The organism is Demequina capsici (assembly GCF_032102965.1).
Lineage (GTDB): Bacteria > Actinomycetota > Actinomycetes > Actinomycetales > Demequinaceae > Demequina > Demequina capsici.
In genome coordinates this window covers 1767398-1786364 of record NZ_CP134880.1, presented here as the reverse complement: position 1 = coordinate 1786364, position 18967 = coordinate 1767398, and the positions used below count along the sequence as shown (strand labels likewise).

Genomic DNA, 18967 nt, shown 5'->3' with positions numbered 1-18967 from the left:
TTCGATGTCGAGCGACACGGTCCGAGACGTCGGCCAGCGCCGGGCACCCCAGGTGATCGCCGTCGTCGGCGCCACCGCGACAGGCAAGTCTGCGGTCAGCGTCGCGCTCGCGCGTGCGTTGATCGCGCGCGGAACCCCTGCGGAGATCATCAACGGCGATGCGATGCAGTTCTATCGCGGGATGGACATCGGCACCGCGAAGATCTCGATGGCGGAGCGCGACGGTGTGGTGCACCATGAGCTCGACTGGCTCGACGTGACCGAGGACGCCTCGGTGGCGCGCTTCCAGGGGCGTGCGCGCGCCGACATCGACGCGATCCACGCGCGCGGCGGTCGAGCGATCATCGTCGGCGGTTCAGGCCTGTACCTGAGGGCGCTGCTCGACGTGTTCGACTTCCCGGTCACCGACCCTGCGCTGCGGGCGGAGCTCGAAGCGCGCGCGGAGTCCGAGGGTGCCGGCGTGCTGCATCGGGAGCTCGCCGCGCTCGACCCTGAAGGGGCGCGTGGGATCGACCCGCGTAACGCACGAAGGGTGGTGCGCGCGCTCGAGGTGGTGACGCTGACGGGCGAGCCGTTCGGAACCACCCTCCCACGCCACGAGTACGCCATCCCGGCCGTCCAGGTCGGACTGGAGCTCGGCTACGACGTCCTGGATCCGCGGATCGAGGCCAGGGTCTCGACGATGTGGGAGGGCGGGCTGGTCGGTGAGGTGGAACGTCTCGTCGGCGAGGGTCTCCGTAGCGGCACCACGGCACGGCGCGCAGTGGGCTACGCCGAGACGCTGCGGCATCTGGACGGCGAGCTCGACGCGGCGGCCACGAAGGAGCTCATCGCGCAGCACACGAGAAGGCTCGCTCGGCGGCAAAGGCGCTGGTTCAATCCCGACCCGCGCGTGGCATGGGTTCCAGCGCCACGCGACGCGGCCGACGTCGTCCGCGCGGCGTCCCAGGCTTTGGCGATCGTCGACCGGACGGGCACAGGGGCTCATCCGACCGACGTAGGGTAGAGGCCATGACCTCGCTGCGCTTCACCAAGGGACATGGCACGGAGAACGACTTCGTGCTGCTCTTCGACGAGCGCGGCGACATCGCCCTGACGCCCGAGCGAGTGCGCTTCCTCTGCGATCGCCGCGCGGGCATCGGCGCCGACGGCGTGATCCGTGCGGTCCGCGCGGACAGCCTCGAGGCGGGGAAGGGCCTCCCTTCCGACACCTGGTTCATGGATTACTGGAACGCGGACGGCACCACCTCGGAGATGTGTGGCAACGGTGTGAGGGTCTTCGCGAGGTTCTTGGAGCGCGAGGCCGGCGTGGAGCTCGGCGCGGGCATGGAGATCGGCACCCGCGCGGGAGTCCGCACCGTGACGTCCCTCGGCGAGGGACGGTACTCGGTCGGCATGGGTCGCTGGCTGCTCGGTGAGGACGACGTCGTGGTCGCGACGCCCGGGCTGGTGCCGCCGCGTCCGGCGCAGTCGGTCGACGTCGGCAACCCTCACCACGTGGTGGCGTTGGCGTCGGTCGAGGAGCTCGAGGCACTCGATCTGGGCGCCCCGCCCGAGGTGGCGCCCGCACCGCCGCACGGCTCCAACGTCGAGTTCGTGGTGACGCTCGGCCACCGGGTCGCCGACGGAGTCGAGCGTGGCCGTGTCAGGATGCGCGTCCACGAGCGCGGCGTCGGAGAGACGCGTTCGTGCGGGACGGGTGCCTGCGCGGTGGCGCTGGCGGTCCGGTCGTGGGCCGGTGCTGGGGCACCCGACGTATGGGACATCGAGGTGCCCGGCGGTGAGGTGACGGTGAGAGTCCTCGGCGACCGCACGGTGCTCGAGGGGCCCGCGGTCCTGGTGGCCGACGGCGAGGTCGTGCTTCCTTCGACGGTCGCCTGACTGCGCTTCTTCACCGCTGCGACGGGGCGTGGCGACCGGCGCGAGGTCAGGCCGCGTTCACCTTGAGGACACGGAATCCCTTCGCTGATGCCACCTTCTCGACGGCGCCCCAGCCGCGCGTGTCGGCACCCTCCGCCGCGAGCCACCTGGCGAGCGAGTCCGCGCCGAGGTTCCGTTGGACGACAAGCCATGCCGCGCCGCCGGGAGCGAGCCTCGGCAGCCAGGCGCCGAGCAGCTCGTGGAGGGCATCCTTGCCGATCCTGATCGGAGGATTGGACCAGATCACGTCGAATCGTGCCTCGGCGGGCACGTCGAGCGGGGACACGGCAGTGACCGCTGCTACGGGGGCGGCCGCGCTGGCGCGGTCGACGTTTCGACGCAGAAGGTCGAGGGCCCGCTCGTTGACGTCGACCGCCGTGACCTCGGCTCCCGGGGCGCGCAGCGCGGCCGTCAACGCGATCGGCCCCCAGCCGCAGCCGAGGTCGAGGATGCGACCCGACGGGTCCGGCACCGTCCTCAACAGCACCTGAGTTCCGAGGTCCACGTGGCCGGGGGAGAACACTCCCGGGGCTGTCTCGAGTCGGAGCCTGGTCCCTGCGAGCACCACGTCGATGACGCGGCGCTCATCGGCTGACGCGGGTCGCGCGGTGAAGTAGTGGTCGTCGTTCACGCCTGAAGCGTAACCGTCCACGGGCCTTCGTCGGAGGCATGGCAGGGGTGAGACAATGGACGCCCTATGGAAGAAGCCTCGCACCGCCTTGATGACGAGCTCGATGCCGTCACCGCCGACGACCTCGACCGCGATCGCGGTCGCGCCGGCAACGAGACCGACGGGCGTGCTGCGGACGCGATCCTCGCCCGCGTGCTGTCTCGTGCGGGCACCGCGGTCAGCGAGGGCGGGACGCTCGACACGGATTACGACGGCGACCAGTACGACCGCGAGGAACGAGCCGCCCTGCGCAGGGTGGCCGGGCTGTCCACCGAGCTCGAGGACGTCACCGAGGTCGAGTACCGCCAGCTGCGTCTGGAGCGGGTCGTGCTGGTGGGACAGTGGTCGCGTGGCACCGTCGCGGACGCCGAGGTGGGGCTGCGCGAGCTTGCCGCGCTCGCCGAGACGGCGGGTTCGGAGGTGCTCGACGGCGTGCTGCAGCGTCGCCCGCATCCTGACCCGGCCACCTACATCGGTGCAGGCAAGGCGGAGGAGGTGCGCGACCTCGTCAAGGCGTGGGGAGCGGACACCGTCATCGTGAACGACGACCTCGCCCCCAGCCAGAGGCGTGCGCTCGAGGATGTCGTCAAGGTCAAGGTCATCGACCGGACGGCGCTGATCCTCGACATCTTCGCCCAGCATGCCAAGTCGCGCGAAGGAAAGGCGCAGGTGGAGCTGGCCCAGCTCGAGTACCTCTTGCCACGACTGCGTGGTTGGGGCGAGTCCATGTCGCGGCAGGCGGGTGGCCGCGTCGCCGGCGGCGAAGGCATCGGCTCCCGCGGTCCGGGTGAGACCAAGATCGAGCTCGACCGTCGCCGCATCCGTACGCGTATGGCGCAGCTGCGACGGCAGATCAAGGCGATGGAGCCGGCTCGCGCCGTCCGCCGGGAGCGCAGGCTGGAACTGCCGAACGTCGCGATCGTCGGGTACACGAACGCCGGCAAGTCCTCGCTGCTCAACCGTGTGACGGGGGCTGGTGTGCTCGTGGAGAACGCCTTGTTCGCCACGCTGGATCCGACCGTGCGACGGTCTCAGACCCCGGACGGCAGGGCGTTCACGGTCTCGGACACCGTGGGTTTCGTGCGCGACCTGCCTCATCAGCTCGTCGCGGCCTTCGCCTCGACCCTCGAGGAGGCCGCGCACGCGGACCTGATCCTGCACGTGGTCGACGCGGCGCATCCGGATCCGGAAGGTCAGATCAGGGCCGTGCACGAGGTGCTGTCGGATGTCCCCGGCGCGATGGCCGTGCCGGAGCTGCTGGTGCTCAACAAGTGCGACCTCGCCGACCACGCGACCGTGCTCCAGCTCAGGTCGCGGCGCGAGCGCACTGTGGAGGTGTCGGCGCTCACAGGTGAGGGTATCGACGGCCTCATGGATGTCGTCGGCGAGATGCTGCCCCGACCCGGCGTCCGTGTCGACCTCGTCGTGCCTTACACGCGGGGGGACCTCGTCAGCGAGGCGCACACTCATGGGGAGGTGCTCGCGGAGTCGCATGAGGCCGACGGCACCCACCTCGTCGCTCTCGTGGATCAGGCCCTGGCAGCCCGGTTGAAGGCGAGCGCGGCGGACGCGTCGTGACGGCCGCCTCCGGCGGCAGCGGAGCGGCTACCGCCCTCGATGATCCGTTCGAGATCCGGGAGCTCTTGGAGGCTGCGGTCGCCGCATTGTCGGGTCGGCCCCGCGAGGGCCAGCAGCGCATGGCCGCGGTGGTCGCGAAGGCCTTGCACGACGGCGAGCATGCTCTGGTCCAGGCTGGGACGGGCACAGGGAAGTCGCTCGGCTACCTGGTCCCCGCCGTCGCGCACGCGGCGCGAGCGAAGCAGAGGATCGTGGTGTCGACCGCGACGCTTGCCCTGCAGCGCCAGGTGTACACGAAGGATCTCCCCATGGTCCTGGACGCCCTCGAGCCGGTGCTCGGGACCCGGCCGAAGGCGGCCCTGTTCAAGGGGAGGTCCAACTACCTCTGCGTGCACCGTCTCGGCGGTGGGTATCCCGAGCCCGAGGAGGCGCGGCTGTTCGAGGCGGGGCCCACCAGCGAGCTCGGCCGTGAGGTCGCGCGCCTCCACGAATGGGCGGAGTCGACCGACACCGGTGATCGGGACGACCTCATCCCGGGCGTGTCCGGCAGGGCGTGGGCGCAGGTGTCGCTGTCCGGTCGCGAGTGCCTCGACTCGAAGTGCCCGATGGCCGCGGAGTGCTTCTCACAGCGCGCTCGTGCCGAGGCCGCCGAGGCCCAGATCATCGTCACCAACCACGCGGTGCTGGGTGTCCAGGCGGCAAGCCATGACCTGCTCGGCGAGCACGATGTGCTGATCGTCGACGAGGCGCATGAGCTGGTGCAGCGGATCACGTCCGCGGCCACTCATGAGCTGACGGTACGCGGGCTGGACCGCGCGGCGAGCAGCGTGCGCAGATGCGGGAGGACGACGGACGACCTCGACCGCGCCGCGCGCGCCCTCGACTCGGCGCTCGGCGATCAGGAGGTCGGACGGCTGCGCCTCGGGCTGCCTGAGGAGCTCGCGGCCGCGGTGGAGCTGGTCCGCGGTGCTGCCCGCGCGCTCCTCACGGAGGTGGCCAAGGTCGCCGAGCAGGCGGGAGCGTCCGCGAAGGTGGCGAGCGCGGCTCTCACGGAGATCATCGACGTGTGCGAGGAGCTTCAGGGCGAGCACGGGCGGTACGTGATCTGGCTGGCGCCGCCCGACGGCGAGTACGACGAGCGAAGGCCCGCGAGGATCGTCGCTGCGCCGCTCGACGTCGCGGGCCTGATCGGCCATCGCCTCGTGGAGGACAAGGCGGCGATCTTCACCTCTGCGACACTCGCGCTCGGCGGCGGCTTCGACGCGATCTCGCGCCATATAGGGATCGCCGATCCGGTCACGCTCGATGCCGGGAGCCCGTTCGACTACGGGCGGCAGGGGATCCTATACGTCGCCTCCCACCTGCCGCGCCCGGGCGCGGGAGGGATCTCCGACGAGGCATTGGAGGAGCTCGTCGCGTTGGTGGAGGCGGCGGGAGGACGAACCCTCGGCCTGTTCAGCTCGCATCGCGCGGCGCAGGCCGCCACGGACGCGCTGCGGGAACGGCTCGACCTTCCCATCCTCAATCAGAAGGACGACCAGCTCCCCACCTTGGTGCGCCAGTTCGCCGACGATCCACGCGCCTGCCTGTTCGGCTCCACCTCGCTGTGGCAGGGGATCGACGTTCCAGGTCCGACCGCATCGCTTGTGGTGATCGACCGCATCCCGTTCCCGCGTCCCGACGATCCTGTCGCGCAAGCCCGGACGGAGGCCGTCGCTCAGGGAGGGGGCAACGGCTTCATGGCGGTGAGCGCGACGCATGCTGCGCTACTTATGGCGCAAGGGGCCGGCCGCCTGATCCGCGCCATGGAGGATCGTGGTGTGGTCGCGGTGCTCGACTCGAGGCTCTCCACCGCGAGATACGGCGGCTTCCTTGCCCGGTCGATGCCACCGCTGTGGGGCACTACCGATCGTGACGCGGTGCTCGGCGCGCTGCGTCGCCTCGATGACGCCGCCTGCGCTGACGGCCGCTGAGCAACCACCCCACAGCGGCCGTGTCGAGGGGTCCGAGACCGTAGCGTCGGTGTGGGCGAATGCGCATCGCAGGTACAGGAGGGCGTTTCTCGGCGACGCGCCGTCCGTGCCGGCACCCGGCTAGAGGCGGCGCATCACCGACACGACCTTGCCCATGATCTGCGCGTGGGTGCCGTCGATCGGCGTGTACGCAGGGTTGTGCGGCATCAGCCAGACCTGGCCGTCGCGGCGACGGAAGGTCTTCACCGTGGCCTCGTCGTCCAGCAGCGCGGCGACGATGTCGCCGTTGTCGCAGCTGGCCTGGCGTCGCACGACGACCCAGTCGCCGTCGCAGATCGCGGCGTCGATCATGGAGTCGCCAGAGACCTTCAGCATGAAGAGCTCGCCTTCGCCCGTGAGCTGGCGGGGGAGTGTGAACACGTCCTCGACCACCTGATCGGCGAGGATCGGACCGCCGGCCGCGATCCGGCCGACCAGCGGTACCGCCGCGGTCGCGCCATCGTCCACCAGGGTGGCGGCGTGGAGCGGCTGCGGTCGGGCGTCGGAGGATTCGCTCGCAACGGCTGCCTCCTCGGGCATGACCACCTCGATGGCGCGGGGTCGGTGAGGGTCCCTGCGAAGAAGGCCCTTCGCCTCGAGTGCGCTCAGCTGATGCTTGACGGAAGAGGTGGACGTCAGCCCGACGGCCTCGCCGATCTCGCGCATCGACGGCGGGTAGCCGCGGCTCAGCACCGAGTCTCGGATGTGCTCGAGTATGAGGCGCTGCCGCTCGGTGAGCGTGTCACCCCCGCGCACGTCGGGGAATGCGTGGATGGTCGCGTCCCGCTGCTGGTCGTCCGCCATGGCTCCGCCCTCCTCGCCGGCCCGGATGTCAGTGGCCGGTGGTGTCCTTGTTCCGAACCTAGAGCAGGGTCGGACGGAAATCAAACATATGTTCGACCGTGTCTTGTGGAAGTCGCTGCCCGGTGCTACAAATAGAACATACGTTCGATAGAACAAGTGTTCGAAGGAGGACGAGATGACGATCGGAACTCTCACGGTGACGGCCCCGCGCACCGCGTCGGCACGTACCCGCAGGATGGTGCTGCTCGCCGTGCTCCTCGTGCTGGCGATGTTCGTGGCTCCTCGCGCGATCGCGGGCGGTGACGCCGTGCCCGTCGAGTCGGTTCTCACGACGTACACGGTCGCCACCGGCGACACCCTCTGGTCGATCGCGTCGTCGCTCACCCCTGTCGGAGAGGACGTCACGGAGAAGCTGGCCGAGATCCAGGAGATCAATCGAATGGCGACGTCGCAGCTTGCCGCCGGTGAGCAGATCCTGATCCCGCTCGCGGGCTGATCCGCGAGCGTCGCGCTTCACCCGTGGTGGCGGGCCTGATCGAAGAGCGGTGGGTCAGTATCTGCCCCGTTCACTGCTGCTCGCGGATACGTGCGTGACGCGTGTGAGTCGTGGGAGAGTAGGGGCATGTATTGCCCTTTCTGCAGGCATCCTGACTCCCGAGTGGTCGATTCCCGAGTCGCCGAGGACGGTAGCCAGATCCGGCGGCGACGTGAGTGCCCCAACTGCGGCAAGCGCTTCTCAACCGTCGAGACGCCCACCCTGATGGTGGTGAAGCGCACCGGCGTGTCTGAGGCCTTCAGCCGAGACAAGGTGGTCAACGGCGTGCGGAAGGCCTGTCAAGGCCGACCGGTCAGCGAGGACGACCTCGTGAAGCTCGCCTACCGCGTCGAGGACTCCATTCGCGAGGGCGGCCAAGCCGAGATCAACGCGCTCGACATCGGTCGCGCGATCCTCGAGCCCTTGCGCGAGCTCGACGAGATCGCATACCTGCGCTTCGCGAGCGTCTACCAGAGCTTCGACACGCTCGACGACTTCCAAGCTGCGATCGATCGTCTCCGGGCGGAGGATGCCGCGCGCGGGGCCTGACGGTACGCGACACCCACATCGACGAACGGGCCCGCCACGGAGCAGATCCGTGGCGGGCCCGTTCGTCGTCGGCGTCAGGAGAGCACGCGCACCTTGACGGTGCCGGGCATTCCCCGAAGCTCCTCGACCGACTCACGGCTCAGGCCCGAGGCGACGTCGGTCACCACATAGCCCAGGTCTCCGCGAGTGGAGAGCATCTGAGCATCGATGTTCACGCCGTGCGCGGCGAACACCTGGTTCACCGCGGCCAGCACGCCGGGCACGTTCTCGTGAAGATGCGCCACGCGGTGCGATCCCTGCACCTGCTCGAGTGAGAGGTTCGGCAGGTTCACCGACAGCGACGTCGAGGCGTGGTTCACGTAGTCGCGCAGGCGGGAGGCGACGAACTGACCGATGTCGCGCTGCGCCTCCTCGGTGGACCCACCGATGTGCGGCGTGAGGATGACGTTGCGCTTGCCGCGCAGCGGCGACTCGAACAGATCGCCCTTCTTCTTAGGCTCGACAGGGAACACGTCGAGCGCCGCTCCGCCGATCTGGCCCGACTCGAGTCCTTCCCCGAGCGCCTCCATGTCCACGATGAAGCCGCGCGACAGGTTGAGGAACTTCGCCCCGGGCTTCATGGACATGAACTGCTCCCGGCCGAAGAACCCGGAGTTACCGGCTCGGCCGTCCACGTGCAGCGTGACGATGTCTGCCTCCGCCAGCAGCGACTCGAGCGACGGCATCGGCGTGGCATTGCCCAGGGCGAGCTTCTCGGCCGTGTCGTAGAAGATCACGTTCATGCCGAGCGCCTCGGCGATGACCGACAGCTGCGAGCCGATGTTGCCGTAGCCGACGATGCCGAGCGTGCGCCCGCGGATCTCGTGCGACCCTTCGGCGGTCTTCGACCAGACGCCCTCGTGCATCGCGTTGTTGTGCTCTGCGAGGCGACGCGTGAGCGAGATCATCTCGGACACGACCATCTCGACGACGGAGCGGGTGTTCTGGAAGGGCGCGTTGAACGCGGCGACACCGTGACGCGCGGCGGCGCCCAGGTCGATCTGGTTCGTGCCGATGGAGAACGCGCCGACGGCGAGCAGCGAAGGGCTCGCCTCGATGACCCTCTCGGTGAGATGGGTCTTGGAGCGGATGCCGAGAAGCTCGACGCCGGTGAGGGCGGCGATGAGCTCGTCCTCGTCCATGGCTCCGACGTGATTGTCCACCTCGATGCCCGCGGCCGTCAGGACCTCGGTGGCGCGGGGGTGGAGGGACTCAAGGAATAGTGCACGCACGTGCGTCATACTCTCGCAATTCTGGCCGATGACCAACTTCGCTTCACGGACCGCGACGCATCTCTCGTGCACTGGCCCGTCAGGCCGGGTCGATGTGGCGGTCGGCACGCTCCTGCGCGACTTCGGCGGCTACGCCCCTCAGGCGCCCATCCCGCGCGGCAGCGGCTCCGAGTGGACGATGTCGAGGTGTCGCGTGGGCCGCGTCAACGCGACATACAGGTCGCCGGCGCGCGAGGCGATCGCGGCCGGCTCGACGACCACCACCGCGTCGTATTCGAGCCCCTTGGAGGCGAGAGCGCCGATGATCTCGACACGAGCGTCGCCGAGCTCCTCCTGCAGCGCATCGTGCATCTGCTCGGGCGCCACGATCGCGACCAGGCCGCCACCCGACTCTGCGAGCGTCGCGACGCGGTGCGTGGCGCGACGGATCGCCGAAGAAACGAGCGATGACGGATCCACCCGGTGATAGGCGACCGCATCCGCGACCTCGCGCGCCGCGCTCAGCTCCGACACGGGCAGCCCCGCCGCCTTCGCGAAGGACTGTGCGGTCTGCGCCACCTGCGCGGGGATGCGGTAGCTCACGGTGAGCTCTCGCAGGGCCCAGGTCCCGCCGAACAGGGGGTCCATGGCCTCAGGCCACCATCGCGTCCCCGCGGCGGACGACGTCTGCGCCACGTCGCCGACGATGGTGAACGAGCGCGTCGGGCACCGCCGGGACAACATGCGCCACGCCATGGGGCTCAGCTCCTGCGCCTCGTCGACGACCACGTGCCCATACGTCCAGGTGCGGTCGGCGGAGGCACGCTCTGCGACGCTGAGCCGCGCCGTGCCCTCCCGCATCCGGGAGGCGAGAGTCTCGGCGTCCACCTGGATCATCGTGTGGGAGCCGAACGTCTCGAGCACCTCCTTCGCGTACTCCACCTCCTCCGACGTGAGCTCGCTCGCGTCGCGTCGAGGCGCTCCTGAAGGCATGTCGCCCAGGAGCTCCGCGGCCTCGTCGAGCAGCGGCACGTCAGCGTCGGTGAAGGGCGCGGACGCGGGGCGCAGGAGCAGGTCGCGCTCGGCGCGGCTGAGCGTGGATGCCGCGTCGTCGAGCAGATGGCTCTTGGAGAACAGATCGCGCAGCAGCTGCTCAGGGGTGATGGGAAGCCAGCACAGGTTGATGGCGATCCGGATGGGGCGGCTGTCGCGCACTTCCCGCTCGAGCTCTCGCCTGTCGTCAGCCTCCACGTGCTCCAGCTGCTCGGCGAGCTGACCAGTGAGGCGTCCGATCATGTCCTTCGCGAAGCTGGCGCGTGCCTCGTTGTGGGGGCGCCCGTCGCGGCGCGCGCGCGCCTGCGCGTCACGGATGTCGGAGCGGCGGATGACCACGGGGCGTCCATCGAGTCTCACCGTCTGGTCGGTGAGGGGGACGCGCTGGCGTTCGCGCACGGCCTTTTTGATGACCGCAGCCATGTCGGAGCGTCCCTTGATCCGCGCCGTCGCGTCCGACTCGACGCCGGTGATCGTGACGTTCTTGACGAGTCCGGCGAGGGTGGTCGACACCGCGCCCGTCTCGCCCAGGGACGGCAGCACGTGGTCGATGTAGCGCAGGAACTGCCGTGACGGGCCGATCAGGAGCACGCCCCGGCTGGCCAGCCGTTCGCGGTGGTGGTAGAGCAGGAACGCCGCGCGGTGAAGGGCCACCGCGGTCTTGCCGGTGCCGGGGCCGCCCTGGACCACCAGCGCACCCTCCATGGGTGCGCGGATCACGGCGTCCTGCTCCGCCTGGATCGTCGCGACGATGTCGCCCATGCGGCCTGTGCGGCGTGCGTCGAGTGCGGCGAGCAGCGCTCCTTCGCCCGCGAGAGTCCCTTCGCGCCCGGCGGTCCGGAGCGCCTCGACGTCCAGGACGTCGTCCTCGACGGCGGTGACCAGGCGGCCCCGGGTGGTGAGGTGTCGGCGGTTCATGACGCCACCAGGCTCGGCGGCGGTGGCGGAGTAGAACGCACGTGCGGCTGGGGCTCGCCAGTCCGTGAGGAGCGGGGCGTGCTCGGCGTCCGACAGGCCGATGCGCCCTACGTAGAGGGTCTCGCCGTCGGTCATGTCGAGGCGACCGAAGCAGAGGCGATCCTCGACGGCATCGAGCTGAGCGATGCGGTCCTCGTACAGGGTGGCGAACGCGTCGCGCTCCGAGCGGTTCTGCGGCGAGCCGGACGGTCCTTGGCGGCGGATGTCCCCCAGGCGAGCCTGTGCCTCGTCGCGAAGGGTGTCGAGACGCCCGTACAGCGTGTCGACGACGCGCTGCTCGGCCTCGAGTCCCGTGTCGGTGGCGGTGGACTCGTCGTGCATTGGCATATCCCTCGGTTCGGGTGTTCGTCCGTGGCAAGGCGGTCAACCATTATCGCAGGACTTGCGGCCTGGGAGGCACCGTTGTCACCGGTCCTTTCGCCGGAGGCTGAAGCGCCCGACCGTGCGCGCGGGGCGTGGGAGGATGAGCGGATATGGAGACGAAGCTGGTGACCTGGGACCCGGAGGGCGTCGCAGCCTGGGCTGAGGTGGCGCCTTCGGAGGGCGCTGTCCTCATGCACTCCTTGCGCGGCTTCATCGATGCGGGAAGGACCGGCCGCCTTGTCGCGGAGCACCTTGTCGAGGAGGGCGATCCGGTGAGGATCGCGACATTCGACATCGACGAGCTCCTCGACTACCGGTCGCGACGGCCCGAGATGACGTTCTCGGTGAACGAGTGGACCTCGTACGACGAGCCGTATCTCGCCCTGGACATGGTCCGCGACGCAGAGGATCACCCGTTCCTCCTGCTGCACGGGTTCGAGCCTGACATCCGCTGGGAGGCCTACATCCGCGCCGTCCGCGACATGGTCCAGCGGCTCGGCGTCGGGCTTGTGATGGGTACGCACGGCATCCCCATGGCGGTGCCTCACACGAGGCCCCTGAACGTGACGGTCCACGGCACCTCGCAGGACCTGCTTCCCGACCAGCCGAGCATGTTCGGCACGGTCGCGGTGCCCGCCTCGGCGCAGAACCTGCTCGAGTACAGGTTCGGGCAGTGGGGCATCGATGCGGTCAACGTGGCGGTCCATGTGCCCCATTACCTGGCGCAATCGTCGTATCCTCAGGCGGCGCAGCGCGCTCTCAAGGGCCTCGAGGACCTCTCCGGGCTGGCGCTCGACCCAGACGCGTTGGATGCGGAGGCTGAGCGCGCGTCGGAGGAGATCGCCCGCCAGCTCGCCGAGTCGGAGGAGGTCCAGGCGCTGGTGACCGCGTTAGAGGAGCAGTACGACGCTTTCCAGGAGTCCCGCGACGATCAGATGCTTCGGGAGGGCATGCTGCCGTCCGCGGACGAGCTGGGCGAGGAGTTCGAGAAGTACCTTCGCCAGCACGGTCCCGACTACCCGCAGGGGTGACGCCCACAGCAGAATGACGGCGAGTCGTGGCGCTCGGACCCCTTGGCGTGACACACTTGGTCTCGGTTGCAAGAACGTAGTGTGCAGGAACCCGCCCCCCAGGGTGGGAGAAGTCATTGCGGCGACGGGCGCGGCACGGTGTCGCGCTTCCCTCCCAGGGCAAGGAATACAAGGGAGAAACCCGCATGGCGCAGGGTTCCGTGAAGTGGTTCAACGCAGAGAAGGGCTTCGGCTTCATCGCCCAGGACGGCGGCGGCGCTGACGTCTTCGTCCACTACTCGGCGATCGAGACCGACGGCTACAAGTCGCTCGACGAGCAGCAGCGCGTCGAGTTCGAGGTCACGCAGGGCCCCAAGGGCCCCCAGGCCTCGAACGTCCGCCCGCTGTAATCAGGCCTGACGGGGCGCCGGTCACGGCGTCCAGTCGGTCCTGATGCCGGTCGGCAGCGATGCTGACGCGGCATAGCGTGCGAGCGCATCTGTATCGAGGCGCGTCGACGCGGCGAGCACTATGTTCCCGCGTCGGCGCCCCTTGAGCACCGCATGCTCACCAATCGACGTCACTGCTCCCATCGCGGCCCTCGCAGCCGCGAGATCGGTTCGAGCGGATGTCCCCCCAGGCCTCGTGCCCACGTTGGCCAGCACGAGCCCACCGTGCCGCAGCACGCGGCTCGCCTCGGCCCACCAGGTCTGATCGGCGAGGTGACTCGGCGTGTCTGCGCCGGAGAAGGCGTCTCTCACGACGAGATCCAGGCTGTCGTCTGCCCGCGTGGCGAGCGCTTCCAGGCCGTCCTGGGCACGGATCCTCAGCCGCGGCGCCTTCGGCAGGTCCCACCATCCTCTGACCAGCTCGGGCAGCGTCGCGTCGATGTCGACCGCGATGTGGCCTGAGTCCGGGTACCGATGCGCGAGGTGCCGCGGGAAGGCGCACGCGGCGGCGCCCACGTGCATCGCGAGCATGCGGGGCGGGGGACTCCAGACGGCGACGGCTGCGGACATGTGCTGCATGTACTCGAAGTCGAGCACCTCAGGATCTGCGCGCAGCGGCGAGCTGGGAACACCGTTGACCCATAGGAACGTTGTCCCATCAGGCTCGTCCCGCAGCAGCGCGACGCCGGTGGCGATGGGGAACTCGACCTCACGCGGCACACCGACGGCGACGCCGTTCGGGGAGTGCCTGCGGCGTGCCATGGCCCCAGCGTAGACGGCTGGATTGCGGTGGCCGTTCGAACTAGACTGGCAACAGGTCCACTCCCCGGGCCGCGGTGAGGAGGTGGCGCGATGCCGCTGTCGGAGTACGAGCAGCGCGTGCTCGACCAGCTTGAGCGTGATCTGGGCGCCGATCCTCAGCTTGGACGCGCGATGAAGCGTCGTCCCAAGTCGCGCAGCAGGATCGCGCTCGGCGTCGTCGGCGTGGTCATCGGACTCGGCGTGGTCGTGATCGGCGTGGTCACGCAGATGATGTGGCTGGGGATCGTCGGCTTCGCGATCATGATCGCGGCGGCGCTGTGGGCTCTCCTGGGTGCGCCTGACTCGAAGGGCGCCGCCAAGACCAAGGGCGGTGCTGCGAAGTCAGGTCCCGTGAAGGCGCAGCCGTCGAAGAAGTCCTTCATGCAACGCATGGAGGAGCGGTACGACCGTCGCCGCGAGAACGGCGACTTCTAGCGAACCCCACGCGACGCGCGACGAATCGTTCGACTGGGTCGCGCCTGCAGGGCGTGCGGCCGCAGACGTTCACCTGCCGCGGTCGTGACGCGCGGACGATGCGATCGCATCGGCCAGCGACTTGAGGTGCTGCACCTGCGGTGATGCGTCGTGATCCGCCTGGTGGGAAGGCGCATACCTTGCGGCGGTGATCGCGTCGGTCAGCTCAGTCAGCGCGTCGTCCGCCGCATCGGCCAGGCGCACGGTGGACCGGACGTGCGCGGCAGCCTCGCTCGGAGTGGCTGACAGCGGCCAGCGAGCCCGTTCCGGGAGCCTGGTGCGCAACCTGTCCCACGCGGCCTCCGCGCCCTTCGCGAAGCTGGTCGTGCGTCTGCCAGCGCTACGCCAGCCCCAGGCTCCGAGACCGAGCGCCGCGGCTGCGGCGACGAGGGCGAGCCACAGCAGGAGCGTCGTGCCGCCGGTGCGCCCTCCGCCCGTCGTAGGGTCCGTGGAAGCGGTGGTGGAGGGCGACGACGACGGCGTGGCGCTGTCGGTCGGCTCGGACGACGTCGACGGGGATGGGGACGGAGACGCGGTCGGGGCAGCGGTCGCGCCGCTGTCCGTGTTCGCGTACGCCGGCGCGGTCGCCTGCACTGCAGGCGTCGGCTCGAACCTCACCCATCCTGTGCCTGGGAAGTACAGCTCCGGCCATGCATGGGCGTTGCCGCCGATGACCTCGAAGCCGCCGTCGGGGCTCTGCTTGCCGCCGAGGAACCCGATGCCGATCCGAGCGGGGATGCCCAACAGCCGTGCCATCACGACCATCGTCGTCGCGAACTGGACGCAGTAGCCCTCACGGGTGTCGAGGAACTCCGAGACGGCGTCGTCGCCGCTGAGGGCCACGGCCGTCGTGTAGGTGAACTCGGCGGGATCTCGCAGCCAGGCCTGGATGGCGAGAGCCTGCTCGTACCTGTTCGTCGCGCCTGCGTCGGCCACGATCTCACGGGCGACCGCGCCGATCCGGGCGGCGTCGACCGCGGCAGGGACTGTGAGCGCGGCGGCGTCGACCTGGTCCTCGCCGGACGCGTTCGCGAGTCTCCCGGGAGTGACGTATCCCGGATCGCTGACGAGCGTGTAGTCCATGCCTGCCGTGTCGGTCTCCGTCGAGCGCACCTCGTCGTCGACGGAGTCGTACTGCCACAGGTTCGACACGTACGCCCGGCGCGGATCGACGGTGAGAGGGAGCGCGGACTCCGTCAACGTGTCGACCGAGATCTCGATGGTCTGGGCCGGCTCCTGCGTGACGAACTCCTGCTGCGGCCACAGGATCCAGCCTGACGTTGTCTCGCTGGCGGTTCCCGAAGGGTTGCGCTGCCACGAGCTTCCGGTGAAGTCCTCGGCGGTGTACAGCCGCAGGACGTCGACGGGCGAGCCGTCAGAGGTGGTGTACGTCAGGACGGTGGACTGGGAACGGCTCGTGAGCGACTCCCGGAGGTCCAGGCCGAGGTCGAGGCGTGTGGCGGCGTCGCCGCCTGTGCGGAGCTGGGGCAGCGATCCCCAACCGGGGACGCCGACCAGCAGAGGCGCGACGAGTGCTGAGACTCCTATCACTGCTGCCGTGGCGGGGAGCCACGAGAGCACACGGGGCGGCACGGGTACGTCGTCGTGGGCCGACGTGAGCGCGAGCGCGCCGAGCCAGAGGACGACCGCGGCGGCGACGCCCGTCCAGGGCACGGCCCACGGGACGACCGCGGCCGGCAGCCACGGGAGCAGGAGGAGCGCGCCCGCGGCACCTGTCGCACGCCACGACACGCTGAGGTGCTCTGCGACCAGGAACAGGAGGACTATTCCGACGCTGACGAGCGCTGTCAGCGGTGCGGTGTCGGTGACGGGCGCGGCGCTCGTCATCGTGTACGTGATGCCTTCGCGTACGGCGTCGAGCAATGCGCGGAGCGCCGCGGGCGTGGGCAGCGGGCTGTTCGTGTGCATCGGCACCGCCGCCACCAACGCGACTGCGAGGCCTGCGGCGGTCGGGATCATGCGCGAGCGCGTGATCAGCCGTGCAGCGAGCACGACCGCGACCACGACCGACAGCAGCAGCAGTGGGCCGGTCAGCCATGCGCCGAGCTCCACCGGGGTGGAGAACGCGAGCAGGCCCGCGACGCTCGCGCCCGCGATCAGAGGTGTCGCGCCCCAGGGGACGTGCTGACTGCCTCTCATGCGCGCTCCGTGGCTCGCGCCACGTCGGCCCAGGCCTGCGCGAGGTCGTCCAGATCGCGCCATGACGTGCAGCGCCAGCCGCCTCGCGCGAGCGCATCGCGCGTCGATGCCGCATGCCTTCCCTGCCGGACGAGCGCGACGGTGCGGCCGGTCACGCCCGAGCGCGACAGTGCGCGCACTCCGGGGTCCTCGGCCCCACGAGGCTCGACGAGCGCGATGACGAGCGAGCCCGCACCGTCGTCGAGCAGCGAGGTAGCGGATCGCGCCAGCGCCTCCGACGGCGAGCCTTGCGCGGGGGTGAGATCGATGCACTCGTCGAGGACTCCGATGCGCGCCTCGTCGCGAGCCTCGGCCGCCCACCGTCGCGACGATTCCCTGCCGGGGACGACGAGCCGCACGGCGTGTCCGTCGGCAAGGACCGCGAGAGCGACCGACGCGGTCGCGCCGACCGCGGTCTCGAGGTCGGCGCCGGCGGGTGGCAGATCTGCGAGCACGACTGCGGGTGGTCGGCCCGCGTGCTCGTCGGCGCGCACGACGAGGCTGCCGCGTCGCGCGGTGCTGGGCCAGTGCACCCGGCGCGGGTCGTCCCCGTGCCGGTACTCGCGGACGGCGGCGTCGTCCGAGGAGGCGCGTCGGGCGCCGCGTGAGATCTGCTCGAGCCCGTCCATGCGGGAGCCGCCCGCGGCAGGGAGCTCGACGATGCGCGGCCTGACGGGAACCACCTCCTCGGCGCCGACAGGGGTGTCGGCCCACACGAGACCGAAGGGGTCCGCGGTGCGGACGACCGCCGGCCCCAGCGGCCACCGGCCGCGAGTGGTCGGGTGCAGCGAGTACGACAGGCTTACCAGACCACGCGCCCGCGAGACGGACGCCGTGGTGGGCCTCATTCCCGTCAGCTCGGCCGCGGCCTGCTCCCTGATGTCGAGCCCGGGGACCAGCGATGTGGGGCGGATCGCCTCGATGTCCACCGTGACGGTGCCTGGTGACCCCGCTGCGAGCGGGAACGGGACGATCACCCGTCGTGCCGCACGGTACCTGCGTCGGAGGATCTGCACGGAGCCGGCGATCCACAGTGCGGCGATCGCCGCGCACGAGAGGACCGCGATGCCGATGAGGGTGAGGAACGGGGACGCGAGGCCGACGCCGAGCACGGTCACGGCGACGCCTGCGGACGTCATGCCGATACCGCGAGAGGTGACGACCGTCTCGGTCCGGCCGGCGCGAGAGGCCTCGGCCGCGGTCGTGGCGCTCGATGTGCCCCGCGAGGTCATGCCGGGCGCGCCGCCCGGGTACGAGCCTCGCTCGGGACCGGCACCTGTGCGACGAGCGCGGCGATGATCGACTCCGGCGAGCGTCCGCCGGTGCGCGCCTCGATCGACGGGATGATCCGGTGCGCGAGCACCGGCCCGCTCAACGCCTTGATGTCGTCGGGGAGCACGTGGTTGCGGCCGTGCATCGCTGCGCGGCCCTTCGCGGCGGCGAGCAGTTGGAGCGAGGCTCGGGGCGAGCCGCCGAGCCGCAGCGCCGGGTCCGATCGGGTGGCGCTCATCAGGTCCACGATGTACTGCTTGATGGCCGGTGCGGCGTAGATGCGACGCGCGACGCCGATCATCCGTGCGAGCGTGGCGGTGTCGGCGACCGACGTGACCTGGGTGAGCGGATCCGTTCCGTCATGCGAGTCGAGCATGGCGACCTCGTGGTCCGGCGAGGGGTACCCGACCGTCACCTGCGTCATGAAGCGATCACGCTGGGCCTCGGGCAGCGGGTACGTGCCCTCCATCTCGACCGGGTTCTGGGTGGCGACGACGAGGAACGGGGACGGAAGCGGGTGGGTCGTGCCGTCGACGGTGACGCGGCCCTCCTGCATCGATTCCAGGAGCGCCGACTGCGTCTTCGGTGAGGCACGGTTGATCTCGTCCGCGATCACCACGTGGGCGAAGACGGGGCCTGGGCGGAACTCGAACGTGTGCTCATCGGCGCGGTAGACGCTGACGCCCGTCACGTCGGACGGGAGCAGGTCGGGCGTGAACTGGATGCGACCGACGTGCGTGCCGACAGACGCAGCGAGCGCCCTCGCCAGCGTCGTCTTCCCGACCCCGGGCACGTCCTCCATGAGCACATGGCCTTCTGCCAGGACCGTTGCGAGCGTGGAGTCGATCGCGGGTCCTAGTCCCGAGAGCACGGTGCTGATCGAGCGGCGCACGCGCTCGACGACCTCCGCGACCTCGGAGAGGTCGGCCTCGGACGGGATCGGGTGTGGCATGAGGGTCCTCCTGTTCGCCCAGGTTCGAGGGTAGCCGACGGGAAGGTTCCTGCCACAGCCCTCCACTTCAGTTAAGGTCATCTACCTGGATATTCAAT

At 70.0% G+C, this 18967-nt stretch carries 17 protein-coding genes; 9 read left to right on the top strand and 8 right to left on the bottom strand.

All coding sequences use genetic code 11. From position 1 onward, the window contains the following. Positions 1-4: 4 nt before the first annotated feature. On the top strand, positions 5-1006 hold the full coding sequence (gene miaA / locus RN607_RS08555; RefSeq protein ID WP_313541891.1) for a tRNA (adenosine(37)-N6)-dimethylallyltransferase MiaA: 1002 nt from the start codon (positions 5-7) through the stop codon (positions 1004-1006). 5 nt (positions 1007-1011) lie between these two features. Continuing rightward, positions 1012-1881, top strand: coding sequence for a diaminopimelate epimerase (dapF, locus tag RN607_RS08550; RefSeq protein ID WP_313541888.1), 870 nt, complete (start codon positions 1012-1014; stop codon positions 1879-1881). Between the two features lie 46 nt (positions 1882-1927). Here the strand turns inward: dapF and RN607_RS08545 are convergent, their stop codons facing one another. Further along, a complete protein-coding gene (locus RN607_RS08545) occupies positions 1928-2551 on the bottom strand; it encodes a class I SAM-dependent methyltransferase (protein ID WP_313541885.1) in 624 nt (207 codons plus the stop codon). 66 nt (positions 2552-2617) lie between these two features. Between RN607_RS08545 and hflX the strand changes: the two genes are divergently transcribed. Then, the gene (hflX, locus tag RN607_RS08540) at positions 2618-4168 is read left to right on the top strand and encodes a GTPase HflX (RefSeq protein ID WP_313541882.1); all 1551 of its coding nucleotides are present in this window, start codon (positions 2618-2620) and stop codon (positions 4166-4168) included. Then, complete coding sequence (locus tag RN607_RS08535; RefSeq protein ID WP_313541879.1) at positions 4165-6141, top strand: ATP-dependent DNA helicase; 1977 nt, start codon at positions 4165-4167, stop codon at positions 6139-6141. Before hflX ends, RN607_RS08535 begins: the two co-directional genes overlap by 4 nt. 120 nt (positions 6142-6261) lie before the next feature. Here the strand turns inward: RN607_RS08535 and lexA are convergent, their stop codons facing one another. Next, positions 6262-6984 (bottom strand): transcriptional repressor LexA, encoded by a 723-nt coding sequence (gene lexA / locus RN607_RS08530; protein WP_313496227.1) that lies wholly within the window; start codon positions 6982-6984, stop codon positions 6262-6264. Positions 6985-7159: 175 nt separating this feature from the next. On the opposite strand from lexA, the gene RN607_RS08525 reads away from it, so the two are divergent. Continuing rightward, positions 7160-7480: a LysM peptidoglycan-binding domain-containing protein gene (locus RN607_RS08525; RefSeq protein WP_313496225.1), complete on the top strand. Its 321-nt coding sequence runs from the start codon at positions 7160-7162 to the stop codon at positions 7478-7480. A gap of 126 nt (positions 7481-7606) precedes the next feature. Beyond that, the gene (gene nrdR / locus RN607_RS08520) at positions 7607-8068 is read left to right on the top strand and encodes a transcriptional regulator NrdR (protein WP_313496223.1); all 462 of its coding nucleotides are present in this window, start codon (positions 7607-7609) and stop codon (positions 8066-8068) included. A gap of 74 nt (positions 8069-8142) precedes the next feature. On the opposite strand, the gene serA is transcribed toward nrdR, so the two are convergent. Both serA and RN607_RS08510 read right to left on the bottom strand, forming a co-directional pair. Continuing rightward, complete coding sequence (gene serA / locus RN607_RS08515) at positions 8143-9348, bottom strand: phosphoglycerate dehydrogenase (protein ID WP_313496221.1); 1206 nt, start codon at positions 9346-9348, stop codon at positions 8143-8145. Between the two features lie 129 nt (positions 9349-9477). After that, positions 9478-11670, bottom strand: coding sequence for a HelD family protein (locus tag RN607_RS08510; protein ID WP_313541876.1), 2193 nt, complete (start codon positions 11668-11670; stop codon positions 9478-9480). A 152-nt stretch (positions 11671-11822) separates the two neighbouring features. On the opposite strand from RN607_RS08510, the gene RN607_RS08505 reads away from it, so the two are divergent. After that, a complete protein-coding gene (locus tag RN607_RS08505) occupies positions 11823-12743 on the top strand; it encodes a proteasome assembly chaperone family protein (protein ID WP_313541873.1) in 921 nt (306 codons plus the stop codon). Positions 12744-12928: 185 nt separating this feature from the next. Continuing rightward, positions 12929-13132 carry a cold-shock protein gene (locus RN607_RS08500; protein WP_062203110.1) on the top strand — a complete coding sequence of 68 codons (204 nt, stop codon included), beginning with the start codon at positions 12929-12931 and terminating at the stop codon, positions 13130-13132. A 21-nt stretch (positions 13133-13153) separates the two neighbouring features. On the opposite strand, the gene RN607_RS08495 is transcribed toward RN607_RS08500, so the two are convergent. After that, positions 13154-13933, bottom strand: a complete 780-nt coding sequence (locus RN607_RS08495; protein ID WP_313496214.1) for a spermidine synthase — start codon at positions 13931-13933, stop codon at positions 13154-13156. A gap of 90 nt (positions 13934-14023) precedes the next feature. On the opposite strand from RN607_RS08495, the gene RN607_RS08490 reads away from it, so the two are divergent. Further along, the gene (locus RN607_RS08490; RefSeq protein WP_313496212.1) at positions 14024-14407 is read left to right on the top strand and encodes an SCO2097 family morphological protein; all 384 of its coding nucleotides are present in this window, start codon (positions 14024-14026) and stop codon (positions 14405-14407) included. Between the two features lie 69 nt (positions 14408-14476). Here the strand turns inward: RN607_RS08490 and RN607_RS08485 are convergent, their stop codons facing one another. The 3 genes from RN607_RS08485 to RN607_RS08475 are packed head-to-tail and all read right to left on the bottom strand — an operon-like array spanning position 14477 to position 18869. Continuing rightward, positions 14477-16606, bottom strand: coding sequence for a transglutaminase TgpA family protein (locus RN607_RS08485; RefSeq protein ID WP_313541871.1), 2130 nt, complete (start codon positions 16604-16606; stop codon positions 14477-14479). Next, the gene (locus tag RN607_RS08480) at positions 16603-17877 is read right to left on the bottom strand and encodes a DUF58 domain-containing protein (protein ID WP_313541868.1); all 1275 of its coding nucleotides are present in this window, start codon (positions 17875-17877) and stop codon (positions 16603-16605) included. The genes RN607_RS08485 and RN607_RS08480 overlap by 4 nt, the downstream gene beginning before the upstream one ends. Next, positions 17874-18869, bottom strand: coding sequence for an AAA family ATPase (locus RN607_RS08475; protein WP_313496207.1), 996 nt, complete (start codon positions 18867-18869; stop codon positions 17874-17876). The genes RN607_RS08480 and RN607_RS08475 overlap by 4 nt, the downstream gene beginning before the upstream one ends. Between the last annotated feature and the right edge of the window lie 98 nt (positions 18870-18967).